Source organism: Streptomyces sp. NPDC005728, assembly GCF_040630895.1.
Lineage (GTDB): Bacteria > Actinomycetota > Actinomycetes > Streptomycetales > Streptomycetaceae > Streptomyces.
In genome coordinates this window covers 21,406-41,153 of record NZ_JBEXYL010000057.1, presented here as the reverse complement: position 1 = coordinate 41,153, position 19,748 = coordinate 21,406, and the positions used below count along the sequence as shown (strand labels likewise).

Annotated in this window: 19 protein-coding genes and 3 pseudogenes; 13 read left to right on the top strand and 9 right to left on the bottom strand. The window is 69.7% G+C overall.

What is annotated here, in order from left to right; translation table 11 throughout:
• Positions 1–29: 29 nt before the first annotated feature.
• Both ABZ471_RS31040 and ABZ471_RS31035 read right to left on the bottom strand, forming a co-directional pair.
• Positions 30–2,315 (bottom strand): ATP-binding cassette domain-containing protein, encoded by a 2,286-nt coding sequence (locus tag ABZ471_RS31040; protein ID WP_359071016.1) that lies wholly within the window; start codon positions 2,313–2,315, stop codon positions 30–32.
• A 209-nt stretch (positions 2,316–2,524) separates the two neighbouring features.
• Positions 2,525–2,785, bottom strand: coding sequence for a DUF5132 domain-containing protein (locus ABZ471_RS31035; RefSeq protein ID WP_359071015.1), 261 nt, complete (start codon positions 2,783–2,785; stop codon positions 2,525–2,527).
• A gap of 1,270 nt (positions 2,786–4,055) precedes the next feature.
• Here ABZ471_RS31035 and ABZ471_RS31030 point away from each other — a divergent pair.
• The 3 genes and pseudogenes from ABZ471_RS31030 to ABZ471_RS31020 all read left to right on the top strand — a co-directional run bounded on the left by ABZ471_RS31030 (position 4,056) and on the right by ABZ471_RS31020 (position 6,286).
• A complete protein-coding gene (locus ABZ471_RS31030) occupies positions 4,056–5,153 on the top strand; it encodes a hypothetical protein (protein ID WP_359071014.1) in 1,098 nt (365 codons plus the stop codon).
• Between the two features lie 130 nt (positions 5,154–5,283).
• Positions 5,284–5,556: pseudogene (locus tag ABZ471_RS31025) on the top strand (hypothetical protein); the annotation flags it as partial.
• 85 nt (positions 5,557–5,641) lie between these two features.
• The gene (locus ABZ471_RS31020; RefSeq protein WP_359071012.1) at positions 5,642–6,286 is read left to right on the top strand and encodes a protein-L-isoaspartate(D-aspartate) O-methyltransferase; all 645 of its coding nucleotides are present in this window, start codon (positions 5,642–5,644) and stop codon (positions 6,284–6,286) included.
• A gap of 5 nt (positions 6,287–6,291) precedes the next feature.
• Here ABZ471_RS31020 and ABZ471_RS31015 read toward each other — a convergent pair whose 3' ends face one another.
• Positions 6,292–6,744 carry a YbhB/YbcL family Raf kinase inhibitor-like protein gene (locus ABZ471_RS31015; RefSeq protein ID WP_359071011.1) on the bottom strand — a complete coding sequence of 151 codons (453 nt, stop codon included), beginning with the start codon at positions 6,742–6,744 and terminating at the stop codon, positions 6,292–6,294.
• A 110-nt stretch (positions 6,745–6,854) separates the two neighbouring features.
• Here ABZ471_RS31015 and ABZ471_RS31010 point away from each other — a divergent pair, with 110 nt between their 5' ends.
• Complete coding sequence (locus ABZ471_RS31010) at positions 6,855–7,415, top strand: nucleoside-triphosphatase (protein ID WP_359071009.1); 561 nt, start codon at positions 6,855–6,857, stop codon at positions 7,413–7,415.
• A gap of 85 nt (positions 7,416–7,500) precedes the next feature.
• Positions 7,501–7,921, top strand: a pseudogene (locus ABZ471_RS31005) (IS5/IS1182 family transposase); the annotation flags it as partial.
• A gap of 43 nt (positions 7,922–7,964) precedes the next feature.
• On the opposite strand, the gene ABZ471_RS31000 reads toward ABZ471_RS31005, so the two are convergent.
• The 5 genes and pseudogenes from ABZ471_RS31000 to ABZ471_RS30980 all read right to left on the bottom strand — a co-directional run bounded on the left by ABZ471_RS31000 (position 7,965) and on the right by ABZ471_RS30980 (position 10,976).
• The gene (locus tag ABZ471_RS31000) at positions 7,965–8,387 is read right to left on the bottom strand and encodes a hypothetical protein (RefSeq protein WP_359071046.1); all 423 of its coding nucleotides are present in this window, start codon (positions 8,385–8,387) and stop codon (positions 7,965–7,967) included.
• Between the two features lie 262 nt (positions 8,388–8,649).
• Complete coding sequence (locus ABZ471_RS30995) at positions 8,650–9,813, bottom strand: NAD-dependent formate dehydrogenase (RefSeq protein WP_359071007.1); 1,164 nt, start codon at positions 9,811–9,813, stop codon at positions 8,650–8,652.
• A gap of 242 nt (positions 9,814–10,055) precedes the next feature.
• A pseudogene (gene crcB, locus ABZ471_RS30990) lies at positions 10,056–10,429 on the bottom strand (fluoride efflux transporter CrcB).
• Positions 10,426–10,773, bottom strand: coding sequence for a DUF190 domain-containing protein (locus tag ABZ471_RS30985; protein WP_359071006.1), 348 nt, complete (start codon positions 10,771–10,773; stop codon positions 10,426–10,428). The pseudogene crcB and the gene ABZ471_RS30985 overlap by 4 nt, the downstream one beginning before the upstream one ends.
• Complete coding sequence (locus tag ABZ471_RS30980; protein WP_359071045.1) at positions 10,770–10,976, bottom strand: CrcB family protein; 207 nt, start codon at positions 10,974–10,976, stop codon at positions 10,770–10,772. The genes ABZ471_RS30985 and ABZ471_RS30980 overlap by 4 nt, the downstream gene beginning before the upstream one ends.
• Before the next feature lie 298 nt (positions 10,977–11,274).
• Here ABZ471_RS30980 and ABZ471_RS30975 point away from each other — a divergent pair, with 298 nt between their 5' ends.
• The 6 genes from ABZ471_RS30975 to ABZ471_RS30950 all read left to right on the top strand — a co-directional run bounded on the left by ABZ471_RS30975 (position 11,275) and on the right by ABZ471_RS30950 (position 16,567).
• Positions 11,275–11,835 (top strand): FmdB family zinc ribbon protein, encoded by a 561-nt coding sequence (locus tag ABZ471_RS30975; RefSeq protein ID WP_359071004.1) that lies wholly within the window; start codon positions 11,275–11,277, stop codon positions 11,833–11,835.
• A 179-nt stretch (positions 11,836–12,014) separates the two neighbouring features.
• On the top strand, positions 12,015–12,641 hold the full coding sequence (locus ABZ471_RS30970; protein WP_359071002.1) for an AmiS/UreI family transporter: 627 nt from the start codon (positions 12,015–12,017) through the stop codon (positions 12,639–12,641).
• A gap of 24 nt (positions 12,642–12,665) precedes the next feature.
• Positions 12,666–13,913 carry a formamidase gene (gene fmdA / locus ABZ471_RS30965; RefSeq protein WP_359071000.1) on the top strand — a complete coding sequence of 416 codons (1,248 nt, stop codon included), beginning with the start codon at positions 12,666–12,668 and terminating at the stop codon, positions 13,911–13,913.
• A 600-nt stretch (positions 13,914–14,513) separates the two neighbouring features.
• Positions 14,514–15,506, top strand: coding sequence for a dihydroxyacetone kinase subunit DhaK (dhaK, locus tag ABZ471_RS30960; RefSeq protein WP_359070999.1), 993 nt, complete (start codon positions 14,514–14,516; stop codon positions 15,504–15,506).
• Positions 15,507–15,552: 46 nt separating this feature from the next.
• Positions 15,553–16,155: a dihydroxyacetone kinase subunit DhaL gene (gene dhaL / locus ABZ471_RS30955; protein ID WP_359070997.1), complete on the top strand. Its 603-nt coding sequence runs from the start codon at positions 15,553–15,555 to the stop codon at positions 16,153–16,155.
• A 1-nt stretch (position 16,156) separates the two neighbouring features.
• Positions 16,157–16,567 (top strand): PTS fructose transporter subunit IIA, encoded by a 411-nt coding sequence (locus tag ABZ471_RS30950; protein WP_359070996.1) that lies wholly within the window; start codon positions 16,157–16,159, stop codon positions 16,565–16,567.
• A 359-nt stretch (positions 16,568–16,926) separates the two neighbouring features.
• Here ABZ471_RS30950 and ABZ471_RS30945 read toward each other — a convergent pair whose 3' ends face one another.
• The gene (locus ABZ471_RS30945; RefSeq protein ID WP_359070994.1) at positions 16,927–17,619 is read right to left on the bottom strand and encodes a glycoside hydrolase family 75 protein; all 693 of its coding nucleotides are present in this window, start codon (positions 17,617–17,619) and stop codon (positions 16,927–16,929) included.
• Between the two features lie 378 nt (positions 17,620–17,997).
• Between ABZ471_RS30945 and ABZ471_RS30940 the strand changes: the two genes are divergently transcribed.
• Together ABZ471_RS30940 and ABZ471_RS30935 are read left to right on the top strand one after the other, a co-directional pair.
• Positions 17,998–18,981: a fibronectin type III domain-containing protein gene (locus ABZ471_RS30940; RefSeq protein WP_359070992.1), complete on the top strand. Its 984-nt coding sequence runs from the start codon at positions 17,998–18,000 to the stop codon at positions 18,979–18,981.
• A 181-nt stretch (positions 18,982–19,162) separates the two neighbouring features.
• Positions 19,163–19,705, top strand: coding sequence for a hypothetical protein (locus ABZ471_RS30935; RefSeq protein ID WP_359070991.1), 543 nt, complete (start codon positions 19,163–19,165; stop codon positions 19,703–19,705).
• Positions 19,706–19,748 lie beyond the last annotated feature (43 nt).

Here is a 19,748-nt window from a genome sequence, read left to right as displayed (position 1 = left end):
GGGGATTCAGCAGATGAGGTGGTGAGGGGCTACGCGGCCTTCTCGCCGGCCTGGAGATCCCACAGGGACGCGTACAGTCCGTCGCGGGCGAGCAGTTCGGCGTGGGTGCCCTGTTCGGCCATGACGCCGCCCTTGTCCAGGACGTAGATCCGGTCGGCGTTGCGAATGGTGGACAGGCGGTGCGCGATCACGATGAGGGTGCGGTCCTCGGCGAAGCTGCGCAGGGCACGCTGGATGGCCGCCTCGGTCTCGTTGTCCACGGCCGAGGTCGCCTCGTCGAGGATGACGACGGGCGAGTCCTTCAGGACGGCGCGGGCCAGGGCGATGCGCTGCTTCTGCCCGCCGGAGAGGGCGGCGCCGCGCTCGCCGATCATGGTGTCGTAGCCCTGGGGCAGGGCCGCGACGAAGGCGTGGGCCTCGGCCGTGCGGGCGGCGCGCTCCACCTGTTCGTCGGTGGCGTCGAAGCTGCCGTAGCGGATGTTGTCGGCGATCGTGCCGTCGAACAGGAAGGGGTCCTGGGCGACGAAGCCGACGGCGGTGCGCAGGTCGTTGCGGGCGAGGTCGCGAACGTCCTGCCCGTCCAGCAGCACTCGCCCGGACTGGGCGTCCTGGAACCGCATGAGGAGTTTGGCGATGGTGGTCTTGCCGGAGCCGGTGGCGCCGACGACACCGGTCACCCTGCCGGGGGCGATGTCCAGGGAGAAGTCGTCGAGCACGGGGGGCCGGCCGGGGTAGGCGAAGGTGACCTTGTCCAGGGTGATGGCGCCCTGGACGGTGCCGGTCTCGAGGGGCGTCTCCTCGCCGACGGGTTCGGCGGGCAGGGCGTGCAGGTGGCGGACCCGGTCGTAGGCGGTCAGGGTGCGCTGGTACTGGTCGACGACCGCGCCCAGCCGGGTGAGCCGGAGCAGGACCTGCTGGGGCAGGCCGATGAGCGGGCTGAACACCTCGAAGGGGAGCGCACCGTCGAGGACGGAGCGGCCGCCGAGCAGGAGCATGCCGACCATCGACGCGGTGGTGCAGGCGCGGATGGTCTCCGCGTGCCGCACGGTGCTCCGGTCGGTGCGCTGGTTGCTCTGCCGGAACTCCTCGCCGAGGCGGTCGACGCGCTCGGCCTCGTAGTCCTCGGTGCAGAAGCTCTTGACGGTGGCGCCGGCCTCCAGGCTGTTGACCAACTGGCTGTGCAGTTCGGCCCGGTGTTCGCTGGAGACGGCGTAGTCGGCTGCCACGCGGTCCTGGTAGTGGAAGGACAGCCAGGCCACGATCGGCATGGGCAGGAAGGCGATCCAGGCGATCTGCGGGGCGAGGAACAGGAAGGCGGGGACGAGCACGAGGAAGCTGGCGGCGAGCTGGACGATGTCGTTGGCGGAGGTCGCGAAGAACGAGCCGAGCTGGGCGACCTCGTCGGTCAGGACGCCCGCGATGCGGGTGGTGCGCTCGCCTTCCAGGTGCCGCAGTTCCAGCCGCTGTACGTGGGCGTAGGTCTCGTTGCGCCAGTCGTGCTGCACGGCCTGGCCGAGCCTGCGCCACTCGACGTTCGCGGCGTACGACAGTCCGGCGACGGCGGCGCAGGCCACGGCCGCGGCGGCCGCGAGGAACCACAGTTGCGCGGAGGCACCGGTGAGGCCGAGGGCGACCAGCGGTGGAGCCGAGCCCTTGATCAGCACGAGCGCGATCCAGCCGAGGAAGAGCCCGCAGGCCACCTCGGCGAGCTGGCACACGGCGGAGAGGCCGGAGGCGAGGGCGAGGCGGGGTTTGTGCGGGCCGACGATGTCGAGCAGGGAGCGCAGGGAGGCGCGGGGCGGGTGCGTTGTGCCGGGCGCGGTGTCGGCCGTGCCCGGGGTGTCGGCCGGTCCTGCGGCCCGGGACAGGGAGCGGCGTACGACGACGGCTGTGGCGGTCACGACCGCGCCGAGCGCCAGCAGGGGTTTGCGCAGCGTCCTGTCGCGGCCGAGTGCGAGGACGGCGGCCCCGGCCACACCGCCGGTGACGGCGAGTGCCGGGCGGAGGGGCCGCCGGGCGGGTCCGGCCGTGGTCTGCGGCCCTGCGGTGGGGTGTTCGGCGGGGGCGGGGTCCTCGCGCGGTCCGGTGGAACTCCCGGAGATCAGCGCCAGGGCGCGGCGCAGCAGGGCACTGATGTCCACGCTGGTGAGATTCGCCTCGTGGAGTACGAGGACGCTTCCGGTGATGGAATTCGCCCGGACCGACTTGATTCCCCTGATGTTTCGGAGAGCGCCCGCGAGTACGTCCGCGACGCGCGGTTTTCCCACCAGAGCCGGAACGCTCCACCGCTGTCGTCCGGGTACGTTCGAGCGCATTCTGACGTCGTTTCGGACAGCCGTTTCGCCGGCCGCCGCCCCCACCAGTAGTGCCATGTGCAGAAGATTCCCATTTCCTTGACGACGCCACGTCGAGGGCGTCGTTCAGTTGCCGCGCAGCAATGCGTCGGAATTTGTCGCTGCACCGACCCGATCCGGGCCGGAGAACCGACCGGAGTCGGGCCGGGAATGCGGTCCTGCCGGGACGGTCAGCGCGCCTTGGCGGCGCCGCCGCCGGCCGTCCGGCCCTTCGCCGGCGCCTTGGCCTCGGCGGCCGGCGCGTCGGCCGCCGGTTCCGGGGCCGTGCGCTGTCCGTCGCTCTGCGCGGGGACCGTCGCGGTGGCCTGACCGCCGGCGAGCTGTGCGGCCACGACTTCGGCGGTCACTTCGGCGGCGAGGTCGTGCAGCCCCTCACTCGCCTCGTGGGCTGCCCTCTTCACCTCCATGGCGAGTCCGACCGAGGTTTTCACGATGCCTTTGACCAGGGGGTGACGAGTCGCTTCGCCAACGGTGCTGCGATGAGACCGATCAGAAACGGGGGAACCAGCGGCGGCATGATGCAATTTCCCTTTCGCAGGAGGCCATTTCAGGGGGAGGGTACGCTGAAATTCTGGACGAATAAGGAAACGCAGGAAAACATATCCTGCGGAAAATTCCGGCGCCCAGCCGGGACGGGTTCCCGGGGACTGCGCGGCATCAGGAGCAGCCTATCCGATTTACTTCAGGTGGGGCCAAGTCTGTTCACCCCCCTTCACCCGACCGAGTTCGGACGCCCGGGCAAACCGTTTCGTTCCGGCCAGACGACGAAGCGGTCTGTTTTTTCTGGCCATCGATCCCACCATTCCCCATCGTTCACGGGGAAGGATCACCCCGGAGGGGTAATTCCGGGTTCATTTTCCGCCATACCCGATATTCGGCGGCGAGGAGGGCGGGGCACGGTCCGGCGCCTGCCGATAGGGCCGGACCGTGCCACCGCGGCCTCCATGGGCTGCTCATGCGTCACTATCCGGACAACTCTCCTCCGCTTGCGCCCCGCAAGGACGGGCAGAGACGTCCGCCACCTCCGAGAGCTTCCGCACCCGGCTCATCAGCGACATGCACGCCGTGAGCACCACGATCCCGCGTCCTCGGCACAGCCGTCCGCCCCACCTCCGCGTTTCCGAGCAATGAACCTGAGCAATCGGCCATCTGGAAATGGCCGCCGAACGACGGTCATGCGGCTTGATGACACATCCGGGCATCCGCACCGGGCAGCACCTGTTCACACCAGATCGTTTTGCTGTGGTGGTCTGCCGGGTGCTGGCCCCCGGCCCGGATGGCAACGGGCCCGGGCCGATGGCAGGCTCCCCGTTCGTGGTGGGCAAGGCGCAGGCCGCCCCGCACCTCGGCGACGTCACCGGTGAGATCGCCGACATCACGTACCTGCCCGACTCGGACTGCTTCGCCACTCCGGTGGAGCGGCGTGGCCGGCCGGCCATGAGGTCGGCCTCGTGCAGGACCCTTTCGGCGGCGGCAGCCGCAGCCAGGAACGCTGCGCGTTCGACGGTGCGTTCGACGGGGCGGTCGCCGAAGCCCGGATCAGCGGCTGGTACGCGCACAACCTCGGGCGAAGATCTCGGCCGACTGCCGCCGGCCCGCGCCTGACCGCCCCGCGTTCCGCACCGCTTTGCGCTCGTCGAGCTCCATCGCCCCCGGAGCGCGCATCATCAAAGGAGGGGAGACCATCGACGAGGAGTGGCGATGAGGTTGTCGTTCCTTGAACCCCTCTACGCGGAGCCGGGCCCGTTCGCCTCCGTGTACCTGGACACCTCCCGAAACGTCGAGCATCCCGAGCGGGCGATCGCGCTGCGCTGGGGGCGGCTGCGCGAGAGTCTGTCCCGTCAGGGCTCGGACCGGGCGCTGCTGAACGTACTGGAGGAGGTGGTCGGCGCCGACACAGAGGTGCCGGGGGTGCACGGTCAGGCCATCTTCGCCGCCCACGGCACGCTCGTCCTGGACGGGGAGCTGCCCAGGCCGCCCGAGCACGACTCCGCGCGCTACAGCACCCTGCCGGACGCGATGCCCCTGGTCACCCAGCGCGTTCCGGAGATCCCCTACATGGCCGTAGTCGTCCACTACGGCGGCCTTCCGACCGCCGAGACCCACGGCTGGGTGACTCTGGAGGCGGAGACCGGCACCTGGCCCGCGTCCACCGTCACCCCGGGTGAGCGGCTGCACCGCAGGGTCGCGGTGGCGACGTGGCACCACGCCTCCGTCCGGCTCGGGCACCGGCTGGACGAACGAGCCCGGCGCGCCCATGCCGACGCCGTCGTCGTGGGCGGGGACGAGTGGGCGTGCAACGTACTGATCCGCCGCCTGCCGCACACCCTGCGGGACAAGGTCGTACGCGTGGGCGGCCGGACCCCCACCGACACCGGACGCGCCCTGTTGGAGCCGCAGCTCGACGGCGTCTTCCGCGGTCGCATGGCCGCGCACGACCGGGAACTCGTGGACATCTTCATCGGCCGGCGTGCCCTGGACGGGCCCATGACCGAGGGGCTGGCCGCCACCGTCGCCGCCCTCCAGCGCGGCCAGGTCGCGGCACTGCTGCTGAACCGGCCGCCAGGGTCTTCGCTGCGGCTCTGGGCGGGCTCCCAGCCCACTCAGATCGCCCTGACCGAGGCGGAGCTGATGTCCTTCGGCGTGCGGGCCCCGCGCGAGGAACGCGCCGACGAGGCCCTCGTCCGGGCCCTGGTCGGCACCGGTGCCGAGCTGGTCGTCGTACCGGAGAGCGAGCTGAGGCTGTACGAGGACGTGGGCGCCCTGCTGCGGTACACCGACCCCGGGACCACGTCCTGACGCCGACGCGCTGCACCTCCCGGATCACGGGTCGCCCCTTGCACCCGACCGCCCCGGATCGCGCCGCGCGCGGAACATGCCGACACTGGGCTGGAGCGGCAGCGCGGCGTATGAGCGGCGGGTGGGGCACATGGACAGGAGCAGGAGCGGCGCGGAGGAGACGGACGTTTCGATCACGCCGCCCAAGACCTGGGCGGTAGGCGTGCCAGCGGTGGCCGACCCGCTGCGGTACTCCCTGGAGCCGACGACGGTCCGCCGTACGGCGTTGACGCTGCCCAACCTCAACCAGACCAAGGGCTTCGACTGCCCGGGCTGCGCCTGGCCGGAACCGGACCCCGCTCACCGGCACCGCAACGAGTACTGCGAGAGCGGCGCCGAGCACGTGAGCGACGAGGCGCCGTCGGGCGGCGAGCACGCTCACGCCGCGCGGCATCTGGAACGCACCACGACCGGGGCCGCCGGCGCCACCGCCACGGCCCCGCGGTCCGATGGCCCATGAAGGGACCCCCGAGGACCTGGTCCGCGCGGCCCACGCCGTGGGCGTGACCGACGCCGGTCTCCTGGAGGCCGTACGGAGCATCCCCCGGGCGGAATTCGTCCCCGCGGACGAGGTGGCATCCGCGTACCGGGACACGCCCGTTCCGCTCCCCCACGGGCAGGTCACCACCCAGCCCTCGCTGATCGCCATGATGGTCTCCGCTCTCGGCCTCACCGGAGACGAACAGGTCCTGGAGGTCGGGACCGGATACGGCTGGCAGACCGCGCTGCTGGCCCGCCTGGCCGCGTACGTCGTCAGCGTCGAGCGCTGGCCCGACCTGGTCGACGAGGCCCGCCTGCGGCTGGCCGGGCAGGGCGTCGGCAACGCCGAGGTCGTACTCGGCGACGGCACCCTCGGGATGCCGACCCGTGCCCCGTACGACGCCGTCATCGTCTGCGCGGCCTTCCCGCGAGTGCCTGAACCGCTCGTGGATCAGCTCCGCACCGGTGGCCGGCTCGTCCAGCCGATCGGTCAGGGCGGGCAGGAGCGCGTCGAGCTGTACGAGCGGCAGGCCCACAGCCTGGTGCACCGCAGGACCGTCACCGCGGCCCGGTTCGTGCGGCTGTACGGCGCCCATGGCTACGACCAGCGGTGACGCGCTCAGCGCTGATAGGTCCCGACCAAGGTGCCGGAGGCCAGCTCCCTGCCCTTCAGGGCACGGTGCACGTCCTCGACGCCCGGGTGGTCGTGCAGCGGCAGCGGCTCGGACAGGGCGTACAGGCGGAAGAAGTAGCGGTGCGGCCCGTGCCCCGGTGGAGGCATCGGCCCTCCCCAGCCCACGCGGCCGAAGCCGTTGGGCCACGGCAGGCCTCCCTGGGGCTTCTGGCCCTCCGCCGCCCCGGTGGTCCCCGGATCGATGCCGGTCACCAGCCAGTGCAGGAAGGTCGTCCCCGGCGCGTCCGGGTCCTCGCACACGAGCACCAGCTCGGTGGCCTCGTCGGGCACCCCCGACCAGGTCAGGGGCGGTGAGATGTTCTCACCCTCCCCGCTGTACCGACGGGGGATCACCGTTTTGTCGTCAAACGCGGTGCTGCTGAGATCAATTCCGCTCATGTGCGCCGCCATACCCGCAACGGCGGCACCGGCACCGGTCCGCACCCCAAAACCCCCGCTCGGCCGAGCCCACCCGGGCCGCCCCCCGGAAGCGGAGGGAGGATGGCAGTGTGCCGACAAGGATCCTGCTCGAGGGCCGCCCTGGCGCGGGCAAGACGACCGCCCTGCGTCGGCTCGCCGCGCTGCTGCCCGCCCACGCGGCCACCGGCTTCACCACGGAGGAGATCCGGCAATCCGGCACCCGCGTCGGCTTCGCCCTGGAGACCCTGGCAGGCCGACGGGAAGTGCTCGCCCATGTCGACCTGCCCGGTCCGCCACGGGTGGGGAAATACGGCGTCGACCCGCGCGTCATGGAACGACTGGCGCTGCCGTCGCTTCGGTCGGCAGCAACCGAGGAGGCAGCAGGGCGGCTGGTGCTCATCGACGAGCTGGGGCGGATGGAACTGGCGTGCGCGGCGTTCCGGCACGCGGTCGACGCGCTGTTCGTCGCAGAGGTCGACGTCGTCGCCACGGTCCACACACACCGCGATCCGTTCACCGACGCCCTCAAGCGGCGCGCCGACATCGAGGTCGTCCAGCTCACTCCGGCAAACCGGGACGGCCTGCCGGGGGAGCTCGCGGCCCGGCTCCAGCAGCCCGAACCCCATGGAGGGCCTCCCTCTCCCGGCTGAGAGACCGGCCTCCGACCTGCAGAAAGCAGAGTCGGGGCGACAGGATGTGAAGTCGCCCGGTCGATGCGACCTGCGGCACCCACCGAAGACGGCACATGACAGGCATCGCCGCTGGTCGGCGGATGGGACGTGGGACAGGATTCTGCGAGCCGTCCAGGCTGATGCCGACGAGGAGGGTCGCATCGACTGGTCCATGGTGAGCGTGGACTCCACCGTGTGCCGCGCCCACCAGCACGCTGCCGGGGCTCGTCACCGGCCAGCGCGGATACCGGGACAGCGCACACTCCCTGCCGGGCATCGGCCCGACGAAGCGGTGGGCCGCTCACGCGGCGGGCTCGCCACGAAGATCCACCCGGCAAGCGAAGGCGGCTGCCGCCCCCTGACCCCCTTGACCACACCAGGGCAACGGGGTGACGCCCCTCAATTGATCCCGGTCATGGAACGCGTCCGACGTCCGTATCCCGCGTCCAGCCGGAGGGCACCCCCGGGACCGCCCGGACTACCTGTGCGAGGGACAAGGCGTACAGCTCCCGCCCGGACTCGGGCTCGTCAGAGCTTCCCGCCGATCTCACACGCCCGGCACGGCGGCCGGCCGCAGGTGCACTGCATGATGGCGTCGAGGACCTCGCGGTCGTGGTACAGGCACTCGTCCCGACAGGTGTGGCGCGGGATGAACCCCGCCGGGATCTCACCGGGCCACGGCTCGTGACCATCCCGGCAGCGGGCGAACCGCTCGGGGTCGGTGGAGTGCAGGTCGTGCATGTTCGACCGCGCCTCGTCCTCCAGCTCCCGCACCCGCTCCACCAGGCTCTTGAGCTCGGCGGCGAGGCCGGAGTACCGGTCGGCGCCGGTCCTTACGTGTGCGGCCCGCAGTGCCATCGCTGCGTTGCCCAGAAACCTGCTGGCATCCTGAAGATCGGTCACGTGATGCAATTGAATGCCGTTCACGCCCCGTACCCATACGGCGTCCATGCTGCTCACTGATCCACCTTCCCGGCGTACACCTTGGTTATGTGCGAGACAGTATGCGCGGCGCCGGTGCCTTCGCATAGGGAAAAATCAATCTATTTAAGGACGCTAAAGGTATTGGTCGCGCCCGTCCAGTAAGTTTGAGGTGAATCGGATCACAGCAGGCATGGGTTCGCAGCGGGCATGGGGCACCGGGAAGACCCATTACTCCTTGTGAATCTTCCTCTGAATCTTCTGCTGATTTCTTGTCCGCCGGCGCTCTTCGTTATCCGGCGACCGTGTAGGAGCGCGCTCCCGTTCCGGCAAGTCCACCGCCGTCGACGATCAGGTACTCGGGGCGGATGGGGCGCCCGTCGAACCAGCACTCCAGGATCTCCCGGGTACCGGCCGCGTAGCGGGCCTGCGCCGAGAGGGTCGAACCGGAGACGTGTGGCGTCATCGCCTCGTTCGGCATGGTGCGCCACGGGTGGTCCGGCGGTGGCGGTTGCGGATACCAGACGTCACCGGCGTAACCGGCCAGCCGGCCGCTGTTGAGGGCCCGTACCACGGCGTCCCGGTTGACGATGAGCGCACGTGCCGTGTCGACGATGTAGGCGCCCCGCTTCATGACGCCGATCAGGTCTTCGTCGAAGAGGTTCTGCGTCTGCGGATGCAGCGGAGTGTGGATCGACAGCACGTCGATCGAGGATGCAAGCGAACGCGCGTCGGGATGCCAGGTCAGCTCCAGTTCCTCCTCGACCTCCTTCGGCAGCCGGTGCACGTCGTGGTAGTGCAGGTGGACGTCGAACGGCTTGAGTCGGCGCAGTACCGCCTGGCCGATACGGCCGGAGCCGAGGACGCCGACGTCCATGCCCTCGATGTCGTAGGCGCGCGCGACGCTGTCTGCGATGTTCCAGCCCTTTTTGGCTGTCACCCACTCGTGGGCGGGCACGAAGTTGTGCACCAGGTCGAGAATCTGCATCACGGCGTGCTCGGCCACGCTGATGCTGTTGCTGAAGGTCACCTCCGCCACGGTCATGCCGTGGGCGATGGCGCTCTGCAGGTCGACGTGATCCGAGCCGATACCCGCGGTGATCGCGAGTTTGAGCCGGGGAGCCGAGGCGATCCGCTCAGAGGTCAGATAAGCGGGCCAGAAGGGCTGCGAGATCACCACGTCGGCGTCGGGCAGCTCGCGGTCCAGAGTGGAGTCCGGTCCTTCCTTGTCGCTGGTCACGACATAGGTGTCGCCTCGTTCCTCCAGGAATCTGCGCAGTCCCAGTTCTCCCGAGACGCAGCCCAGAAGCTGGCCCGGAGTGAAATCTATGGCTTGCGGGGTCGGCGCGGTCTGTCCGCTCGGATAGCCGGTGATGGTGGGAATCTCATCGCGAGCGTAGGCAGGAGGGTAACCGCCCACAGGGTCGGGATAGAGCACCGAAAGGATCTTTGCCATGGCCGTCCTCCATCGATGAGGCCACAGCTCCGGTAAACGGGGCCGAGTACCGATGATCTTGTAATTTTAGTCGAGCGTGCGTCGGCGCTGCAATCCCCATCGGAGTTCGGCGCTGTAACCCCGCGGAAAATGTGGGTGGGTGGCCACTGGATAGGCATGCGGTTGGATAGGGATGCGGTTGTTTTTTCGGTGCAAGAGCCTGAAGGCAGTGCCGGCGGTGTCTCGCGGCCCGGTGGTGCCGACTATCCGAACACAGCCTGCACGAGGGCGAGGCCGACGAAAACGGCCCCGAGCCCGGCGATGACCGAGGCGACCGGGTTGGCCGCCGCGAGAAATCGCGCTCCGGCTTCAGTCAGAATCAAAGTCTCGTAGGAGAACGTCGAGTACGTGGTCAGGGCACCACACCAGCCGGTGCCCAGAAGGAGCTGCACATCCTGCGGGGCGGCCGAGGCCATGGCCGCCCCGGTCAACGTGCCCAGGATCAGCGACCCGGTGACGTTGGCGGCGAAGGTGCCCCATGGAAGGTGGTGTCGTGGCTGGCCTGGACCGTCCGGTCGATGCGGTACCGCAAGGAGGCGCCGACGGCGCCGCCGATTGCGACGAGCAGGAACCTCATGTGTTCGTGCCCTCTCGACCTTGGTAGTGGACCACTTCGACCTCTTCCACGGTGACCAGGCCCTCGAGGGGCAACTCCTCCGGCTGCGCCATGAAGGAACGGATCCGTTCCTCCTCATCGACGATGACGACCGCCGCCGGCAGGTCGTCGGCCATGGACAGCAGCCGTGTCGTGTGGACGACCGAAGACGCCCCAAAGCCCTCCACGCCGCGGAACACCGACGCACCGGCCAGCCCGGCCGCGTGGGCCCGGTGCACAATCTCCGTGAACAGCGGCTTGCGATGCCATGTGTCGGTGTCGTCCACGAAAATCGTCATGCGGAGCGCGCGTCCACTGAGTCTCATCTCGATCTCCTCCTCACCATGGCGACCCGGCGGGTGCCGACCACGCCGATGCTCACGGCGACCATGGCGACGACCACGGTCGCCACCAGGTACGCCAAAGCGACGCCGGCCCGTTGCTCCCGCACCAGACGCTCGATGTCGGCGCAGTACGTGGAGAAAGTCGTGAAGCCCCCGAGGACCCCTGCGCCGACGAACGGGCGCAGGCGTCTATTGCCCCACCCACAGCGATCACGGCAAGCCTGTGGCGGGCGTCACGGCGCTGACGCGCCTCTGGCACAGCGGTACTTTCCACCATTGCGGTCGCCACGGAATGCTTCGCGGAATGGTCACTCACGTCGCCCGTTCCAGACGTCGCGACATATCTACCTGCAGGGCAGCTCCTGTCCTGCTCTGCGCGAACGGCTGCCGGTGAGAGACTGCTCGGAGCCCCGCCGGCCAGCCGCTCCATGATGAATTCCGCCCTAAGTCTTGGGCCGGACAGTGCGGCAGGACTGGAGTCGCATGCGTCTCGGCGTACGGCCGGCTGTCGGGCAGGTCGTGACAGTTGTCGGCATCGGTTTCTGTGGCGGCTATACGGGGTTCTTCATATTCAGTTACCAGGTGGCCACGTGTTCGAGACATGACAGGTCAGAAAATCCGCGCCGTACAGCGCCACGACTTGACATGTGGATTTACGAGACGTCTCCTGAAAGGGAGGAAAGTAAAAAGGCTGTGATGTGCCCTTTTCAGGGGTGCCGCAGACACTCGGGTTGGCCAGCGTCCACCGGCGTCCGGAGCCTGCTGATGGCAACCTATGAATATCTATGCAGCCGCTGTGGGCCTTTCGATGTGAAGTTGGCGATCGGAACGGCGCCCAAAGCTTATGGCTGCCCTGATTGTGCAGGCGCTGCGAGACGTGTGTACTCCTCGCCCGGCTTCTCGCGGACCTCGCACGCGGTCACCGCCCTCCATGCTCGGGAGGAGCAGGCCCGTGAGGCCCCCGAAGTGGTCTCCGAAGTGCCGCCAGGCAGGACGGTGCGACAGCAAGTGCACCCCGCACTCTCGCGGTTGCCGCGTCCCTGAGGGCGGTGATCGACAAGGCAAAACGTATCCTGCGTCGACGTCCGAACACGGACGTCGGTCGCGTAGCGGTGCGAGGAATGCGCCATCGCGCCAGCCTGGCCGGGAGTCGAGACGCAATTCATGGACGACCCGGGGCGACGCGATTCCGCTCCCCACGCGGACTTAGGAGGTGCGTCCCCGTGGGAAACGTGGGACTGCTCTTTGTCGGTGCCGTTCTGTTCATGAACGGTCTGCTACTGCTGGGGAAAGCCGACGCCAAGTCCGCAGCAGTGTTCAACCTCTTCGTGGGTGGGCTGCAGGTACTGACACCGACCTACCTCATCTTCACGGCCGGCGATGACCCCATGAAGATTCTGGCAGCGTCCGGGATCTACCTGTTCGGATTCACCTATCTGTATGTGGGAATTGTCCTGCTCGCCGACATCGACAACATCTGCGTCGGCTACTACTCCCTCTTCGTGGCAATCGTCGCCCTAGGGTATTCGTTCGTCAATTTCCACCTCTTCAAGGACTACCCGTTCGGAGTCATCTGGATCTACTGGGCCTTCCTGTGGTTCCTGTTCTTCCTGGTGCTCGGTCTCAAGAAGAATGAGCTGTCCACGTATGTGGGCTGGGTGACGGCGATCGAGGGCTGGGTCACCGGTGTCATTCCCGCGGCGCTGCTGCTGTCCGGCTACTGGAAGCACACCACGGAGATCGCCATCGCCCTCGGGGTCTTCGGTGTCGTCGTATTCGCGGCGCTGTGGCCGCTCACCAGGAAATCGCGGCAGCCGGCCACGGCCGGAAGCACGGGCACAACGTCCTGACCGGATCAGAAATGAGGAGCTGTCATGCCCGAAATTCTCTTCAGTGTGGACCACAGCAAGTCGATGCGGGACCAGGACGTTCCCGGACACAACAGGTGGCACCCGGACGTCCCCACCGTCGCCATGGTGAAGCCAGGAGCGGAGTTCCGCATGGAGTGCCGCGACTGGACCGACTGCCAGGTCGGCAACAACGACTCGGCCAACGATGTACGCGACATCGACCTGACCATTCCCCACATGCTCAGCGGCCCGATAGGCGTGGAGGGCGCCGAACCCGGTGACCTGCTTGTCGTCGACATCCTCGACCTCGGCCCCGTGCCGCAGCAGACCGGCGACGCCGCGGGCCAGGGCTGGGGCTACACCGGCATCTTCGCCAAGGCCAACGGCGGAGGCTTCCTGACCGACTACTTCCCGGACGCCTACAAGGCGATATGGGACTTCCACGGACAGCGGGCCGTATCCCGTCACCTGCCCGGGATCAGCTTCACCGGAATCACCCACCCCGGGCTGTTCGGAACAGCACCGTCGACCGAGATGCTCGCCCGTTGGAACGCCCGCGAGAAGGCGCTGATCGACACCGACCCGAACAGGGTCCCCCCGCTCGCCGTACCACCGGACGCCACCAACGCACTCGCCGGCACGGCCACCGGAGACCTCGCACAGCGCATCGCCGCGGAGGGCGCACGCACGGTGCCGGCCCGCGAGAACGGAGGCAACCACGACATCAAGAACTTCACCCGGGGCTCGAGGGTCTTCTACCCCGTACACGTCAAGGACGCCAAGCTTTCGGGAGGCGACCTGCACTTCAGCCAGGGCGACGGAGAGATCACGTTCTGCGGCGCCATCGAGATGGGCGGCTTCATCGACTTCCACGTCGACCTGATCAAGGGCGGCATGGAGACGTACGGCATCTCCACCAACCCCGTGTTCATTCCGGGCAACGTCGAGCCGCGGTACACGGAGTTCATGACCTTCATCGGGATCTCCGTCGACCACGACACGGACACGAACTACTACCTCGACGCGACACTGGCCTACCGCCGGGCCTGCCTCAACGCCGTCGAGTACTTCAAGAAGTTCGGCTACAGCGGAGAGCAGGCCTACCTGCTGCTCGGCTCCTCCCCCATAGAGGGACGTATCAGCGGCATCGTCGACATCCCCAATGCGTGCTGCTCGCTGTACGTACCCACCGCCATGTTCGATTTCGAAGTCCGGCCCAGCGCCGCCGGCCCGATGAAGGCCGACCGCGGCCAGTGCGCGTTGAGCACCTGACCGGTCAACGACGGCCCCGCAGCACGCACTGCGGGGCCGTCCGACGCAGGGCTGGGGCAGGTTCGGCTCCCGAGCCCGGAATTCGGACCGGGGAGCGGCACCACGTATCTCAGCTCATGGGCGTACACGTCGTGGCGGTCTCGAGGAGACGGACGGCACCGGTCAACCATGCGGATGTCGGTCGCAGTCGGCGAGGGGGCGCAGGCGGCGGGAGCCCACACCGGCCGTCCGGCCGGCGCGGCACCGACGCCACGCCGGCCCATTGGTGTACCTCATGCGGCGCTACCGCATACGGGCAGCGAGCACCGTCGGCCGACTGGACGCCACGCACCGTTAAGCCGCACAGTCGCAGGTGACCTTCGCTGCTACAAGGTCGATACTGCCAATAGACGGGACAGGCGACCACCTCCACCAAGTGGCGGTCAGTACCTGACACCCCGTCACCGAAGTCAGCATGGAGTCAGCAACAGGCCCGCCACGACCCGCCCTGCACCGCTACGAAACGCCACGAACTGCCGAGATCAAAAACCGCCGTCAGCGCCGGTGACCTGGGAAGACGCAGGTCATGAGCCTCAGTGCCAAGCTCACGAGGAGACACCCATGAAGATGCTGATCAACGTCCCGGAGACCGTGGTGGCAGACGGACTGCGGGGGATGGCGGCCGCACATCCGGAGCTGTCCGTGGACGTGGAGAACCGGGTGATCGTCCGCCGGGACGCTCCCGTGGCCGGGCAGGTCGCGCTCATCTCGGGTGGCGGGTCGGGGCACGAGCCGCTGCACGGCGGATTCGTCGGGCCGGGCATGCTCTCGGCAGCCTGTCCCGGAGAGGTGTTCACCTCGCCGGTACCGGACCAGATGGCGCGGGCCGCGGCCGCCGTCGACAGCGGGGCCGGCGTGCTGTTCATCGTGAAGAACTACACCGGCGACGTGCTCAACTTCGACATGGCGGCCGAACTCGCCGAGGACGAGGGCATCCAGGTCGCGAAGGTACTGGTCAACGACGACGTGGCGGTCACCGACAGCCTGTACACGGCCGGCCGGCGCGGCACCGGAGCGACCCTGTTCGTGGAGAAGATCGCGGGTGCCGCCGCCGCCGAGGGACAGCCGTTGGAGCGGGTGGAGTCCATCGGGCGCCAGGTCAACGAGAACTCCCGCAGCTTCGGTGTCGCGCTGAGCGCCGTCACCACCCCGGCCAAGGGCACGCCGACCTTCGATCTACCGTCCGGCGAGCTGGAGTTGGGCATCGGCATCCACGGCGAGCCGGGCCGTGAGCGGCGGGCGATGATGACCTCCGGGGAGATCGCCGACTTCGCGGTGCATGCCATCCTGGAGGACATGCCTCCGCGCAACCCCGTGCTGGTCCTGGTCAACGGCATGGGCGCCACTCCGCTGCTGGAGCTGTACGGCTTCAACGCCGAGGTGCAGCGGCTGCTCGCCGAGCGGGGCGTGGCGGTGGCCCGCACGCTCGTCGGCAACTACGTCACGTCCCTCGACATGGCGGGCGCCTCGGTCACGCTCTGCCAGATCGACGAGGAACTGCTGCGACTGTGGGACGCACCGGTGAAGACCCCGGCACTGCGCTGGGGGATGTGATAGGGCGGAGGAAGCGGTCAACACCCCTACCACGCGAGGAGATCCAGTGCTCGACGCCGAATTCTTCCGCCGCTGGATGACGGCGACCGCCGCGTCCGTCGAACGGGAGGCGGAACGGCTCACCGCCCTCGACTCGGCCATCGGCGACGCCGACCACGGCAGCAACATGCAGCGCGGGTTCACCGCGGTCCTGGCGAGCCTGAAGGAGGAGGCGCCGGACACTCCGGGTGCCGTGCTGACCCTGGCCGGGCGGCGGCTGATCTCGACCGTGGGCGGGGCGTCAGGGCCGTTGTACGGCACGCTGCTGCGCAAGGCGGGCAAGGCGCTCGGGGATGCCGCCGAGGTCAGCGAGGAGCAGTTGGCCGAGGCGCTGCGGGCGGGCGTGGACGGGGTGATGGCGCTCGGCGGCGCGGCCCCCGGCGACAAGACCATGATCGACGCCCTGGTCCCGGCGCTGGACGCACTCGGCGACGGCTTCGACGCGGCGCGGTCGGCCGCGGAGGAGGGCGCCGCGGCCACCATTCCGCTGCAGGCCCGCAAGGGCCGGGCCAGCTATCTCGGCGAGCGCAGCATCGGTCACCAGGATCCGGGCGCCACGTCCTCGGCCCTGCTGATCGCGGGACTGGCAGAAGCGGCTTCGGGAGCCTGAGGTGAGCGACGAGAAGCTGGTCGGGGTCGTGCTGGTGTCGCACAGCGCGGCGGTGGCGGCCTCCGTGGCCGAACTGGCGAAGGGACTGGCGGGCGGCGCCATCGCGGTGCCGGTCGCTACGGCGGGCGGCACCGAGGGCGGCGGGCTCGGCACCAGCGCCGAACTGATCTCCGCTGCGGCGGCCTCGGTGGACCGGGGTGTCGGGGTGGCCGTGCTCACCGACCTCGGCAGTGCGGTGCTCACGGTGAAGGCGCTGATCGCCGAGGGCGATGAACTTCCGGACGGTGCACGGCTGGTGGATGCGCCGTTCGTCGAGGGTGCGGTTGCCGCGGTCGTCACGGCGGCCACGGGAGCGGACCTCGACGCGGTGGAGGCGGCGGCCACGGAGGCGTACAGCTACCGCAAGGCGTGAGCCCGCGGCCCCAGAAGCTACGCCCCTGGACACCCGTCCTGTGGCCACCCCCCACTAGGCTCGGCAGGTGGAGGAGACATCCGCGCCGGCGCCGTGCTCGACCGCCGCGCGCAGTGCCGCGTCGAACACGGCGGCCTGGATCGTCGGGCGGAGGTCGCCGGCCAGGAGGCGTGGCGCTCCGCCGGGAGGGGGCGAAGGCGGGCGCCGCCTCGTCGTAGGACCGGAGCCGGACGGCCCGCACCCGGGCTCCTTCCGGACGGATGGGGGAGCGGTCGCCTCGATCGGCTCGGCCCCCTCCGTTCCCTCCCGTCAGGCGGACCAGGGCTCCGATGGTGGGGCGTCCGGGGCCCCGATGCACCTCACCGGGCCCGTACGAAGCGCCGGGCCAGCCGCTCCCCCGCCGCTGCCGCTGCGCGGCGGTCCTCGATGGGGGTGACCCTCGAGTCCCTGAAGACGATGTACGTGACGCCGGAGGCGACTCCGCCGCGGCGTGGGTCGGCGTGGATGCCGAGGCCATGGGCGACGGCGTAGGAGGCCTCGCCGATGAGGTCACGGGGGCCGGTGTCGCCGACGACCGCGTACTGCACCCGGTGCTTGTAGATCACGGCCGCCACGGCGCCGCCCCGGATGCCCTGGGCCCAGGGGTTCCAGATGCCGCTCGGGGCCGGGATCACGATGTAGGGCAGGGACTCGGCGTTCAGGTGCCGGCCGTCCGACTGCTGGTAGGCGGTGGCGGCGGAGAAGAACGGGTCGGTGCGCCGGTTGCAGCGGGCGGTGGGGCGTCCGTCGCAGTCCACGTCCAGGTCGGCCTTCCAGAACACCGCCCCACGGGTGCCGCAGACGCGAACGGTCGCACGGGCGTCACCGTCGGTGCGGTACCGACCGCGGGATACCTGGGTGCATCTGCGCACCCGGTCCAGCAGGTCGGCGGCGGTCACGGCGCCCTTGGGGGCCGCGACCCCCTCCCGGGACGGGACGGCGGCGGCGGGCAGCGCCGTCGGGGCGAGCAGGGCGACGCCGGCCGCAGCCAGCGTCAGCGACTGGACACGCACGCTATGAAACCCTCTCTTAGGGGACATTCCGGACACCTTGCCCAATCCAGTGCCGGTCGGCGAGCACAGCCACCCCCCATGGGGCCAGATGGAGCAGTCTCCTGACGCCCTGTGAGAAACCAACAGGGGCCGGGGACCTGAGCCGGTGCCGACCCAGGCCCCTCGGCCGCCCGCGTCGGCGCGGGTTCAGCGACGACAGCGTTTCCGCGCCACGGGCATGAACTTCCCTGCATGCTCGGGGAGTTCAGCCCAAGGGAGATCTCAGCATACGTAACTCCCACACGCGGCCACCAATACGGGCCCCTTGCTACGGCCGCACCGCCCGGGCCATATTGGTCCGGACCTTTGCCGTGATGCCGTCCCATGGGAGGCAGAGCCGTGCGACGCGTTCCCCTCCGTCCCGTGCTGGCCTGCGGAGCCCTGGTGCTGGTCGCGTCCTGCGGCTGGAACGGGACGGCCGACGGCGACGGCGGTCGGGCACCCGGCGCCCCGACGGGCGTCACCGCCGCGGCCGGCAGCGCCACCAGCGTCCACGTCATGTGGAACGACGTGCCGGACGGTCCCGGGATCCGCACCTACGAGGTGTATCGCGGCTCCACGAAAGTCACGCAAGTACCAGGCTCGCAGCACATGGTGGACGTCACCAGGCTCAGGCCGTCCACCATGTATGCCTTCACCGTGCGCGCCCGGGACGAGGACGGCCGCCTCGGGCCGCCGAGCCGCGAGGTGCGGGCCAGGACGCCCGCCATGGTGGCGGCGGACCGCTCGGCACCGACCCGCCCGCTGCAGCCGGCCGGGCGGGCGGTGGGCAGCCGGGCGGTCCAGCTGTCCTGGGCCGCCTCCCGCGACGACCGGGGCGTGGTGTCGTACGACGTGTACCAGGGCGGCGCGAAGATCCACAGTGTCGGCGGGAACCAGACCGCGACCGTGGTCACCGGACTGCGTCCCGGCACCCGGTACGTCTTCACCGTGCGGGCGCGGGACGCGGGCGACAACCTCTCGTCCGCGAGCGCGCCGCTCCGGATCACCACGCCGGGCACCGACGACGGCCGGGACACCGCACCGACCGGCTTCACGGCCACGACGCACCGGTCGGACGGGGCGTACTACGTCGACCTGTCCTGGGATCCGCCGCCCGTGGACGGGGTGATCACGGAGTACCAGATCCAGCTCGACGGCTCCACGGCCACCTCCCTGGTGTGGGGCGGCGAGCCGCCGCACGGCCGGTCCCGCTACAGCTTCTACATCGGCCGGGACGCGGGGGCCGAGCACCGGGTACGAGTGCGAGCGCGCCTCCCGGACGGCACCTGGGGCGGCTTCTCGGCGCAGCGGACGGTGACCACGGGCTCGGCGGGCGGCTGACGGGGCATCGCCGACACGGTTGTCTGCGCCGGACGGAGGGCATCGCGTCACCTGATCGGGCGCGGTCCGGGTGCGGCGCGGCGTGGCGCCGCGTTTGCTGCACTTGAGGCAGCACGGACGTTTCCCCACCCCTCGGCGGCGCATGGGACGTACCGCCAACCGTGCCGCTGGAGGCCAGCCAATGCGAAACTCCAGACTTATCCTCCGCTCCGGCCTGACCCTGGCGGCCGCCGCCACGCTCCCGACCGCACTCGCCGGGGCATCTGCCGCGGTCTCGGGAATCTCGGTGAGCACCATCGGGTCCACGGTCTCGGTCGTCACCAGCGCATGCGCCCAGAACAACGGCAGCTGGGGCAACGCCTCGCTCCTGAGCAAAGGCCAGGCGAGCTACGCCCAGGGCCGGCAGGTGGCCCTGTCGGGCACGACCGTCAGCCAGTCCGCGGCCTGGTCGGGGGTGAGCCCGGGGACGTACACGGTCGTCGTGGTCTGCTCCAACGGCATGACCGCGGGCTCCCAGTCCGTCATCGTCTCCGCGCCCACCACCCCCACGACCTCCTCGACGTCCACGGCCGCCGCGCCGGCGCGGGGTGTGATGGGCGGGATCGGCGGCGCGGCGCGCGACTACGGGCCGCTCACCCTGGGCGTCGGAGCGGCCCTGGTGACCACCGGCGTCGTCGCCACGGCCTGGTTCCTGCGCCGCCGCTCGAAGCCGTACCGCCTCTGAGCCGACACCGCCGGGCACCCGGACCTCGGCCGTTCCGGCCGGG

Bases quoted from the DNA above. Each gene is read 5' to 3' on its own strand.
- ABZ471_RS31040 (WP_359071016.1), bottom strand. From the start codon at position 2,315: ATGCGCTCGAACGTACCCGGACGACAGCGGTGGAGCGTTCCGGCTCTG.
- ABZ471_RS31030 (WP_359071014.1), top strand. From the start codon at position 4,056: ATGAGGTTGTCGTTCCTTGAACCCCTCTACGCGGAGCCGGGCCCGTTC.
- ABZ471_RS31020 (WP_359071012.1), top strand. From the start codon at position 5,642: ATGGCCCATGAAGGGACCCCCGAGGACCTGGTCCGCGCGGCCCACGCC.
- ABZ471_RS31015 (WP_359071011.1), bottom strand. From the start codon at position 6,744: ATGAGCGGAATTGATCTCAGCAGCACCGCGTTTGACGACAAAACGGTG.
- ABZ471_RS31000 (WP_359071046.1), bottom strand. From the start codon at position 8,387: ATGGACGCCGTATGGGTACGGGGCGTGAACGGCATTCAATTGCATCAC.
- ABZ471_RS30995 (WP_359071007.1), bottom strand. From the start codon at position 9,813: ATGGCAAAGATCCTTTCGGTGCTCTATCCCGACCCTGTGGGCGGTTAC.
- ABZ471_RS30985 (WP_359071006.1), bottom strand. From the start codon at position 10,773: ATGAGACTCAGTGGACGCGCGCTCCGCATGACGATTTTCGTGGACGAC.
- ABZ471_RS30975 (WP_359071004.1), top strand. From the start codon at position 11,275: ATGCGTCTCGGCGTACGGCCGGCTGTCGGGCAGGTCGTGACAGTTGTC.
- fmdA (WP_359071000.1), top strand. From the start codon at position 12,666: ATGCCCGAAATTCTCTTCAGTGTGGACCACAGCAAGTCGATGCGGGAC.
- dhaK (WP_359070999.1), top strand. From the start codon at position 14,514: ATGAAGATGCTGATCAACGTCCCGGAGACCGTGGTGGCAGACGGACTG.
- ABZ471_RS30935 (WP_359070991.1), top strand. From the start codon at position 19,163: ATGCGAAACTCCAGACTTATCCTCCGCTCCGGCCTGACCCTGGCGGCC.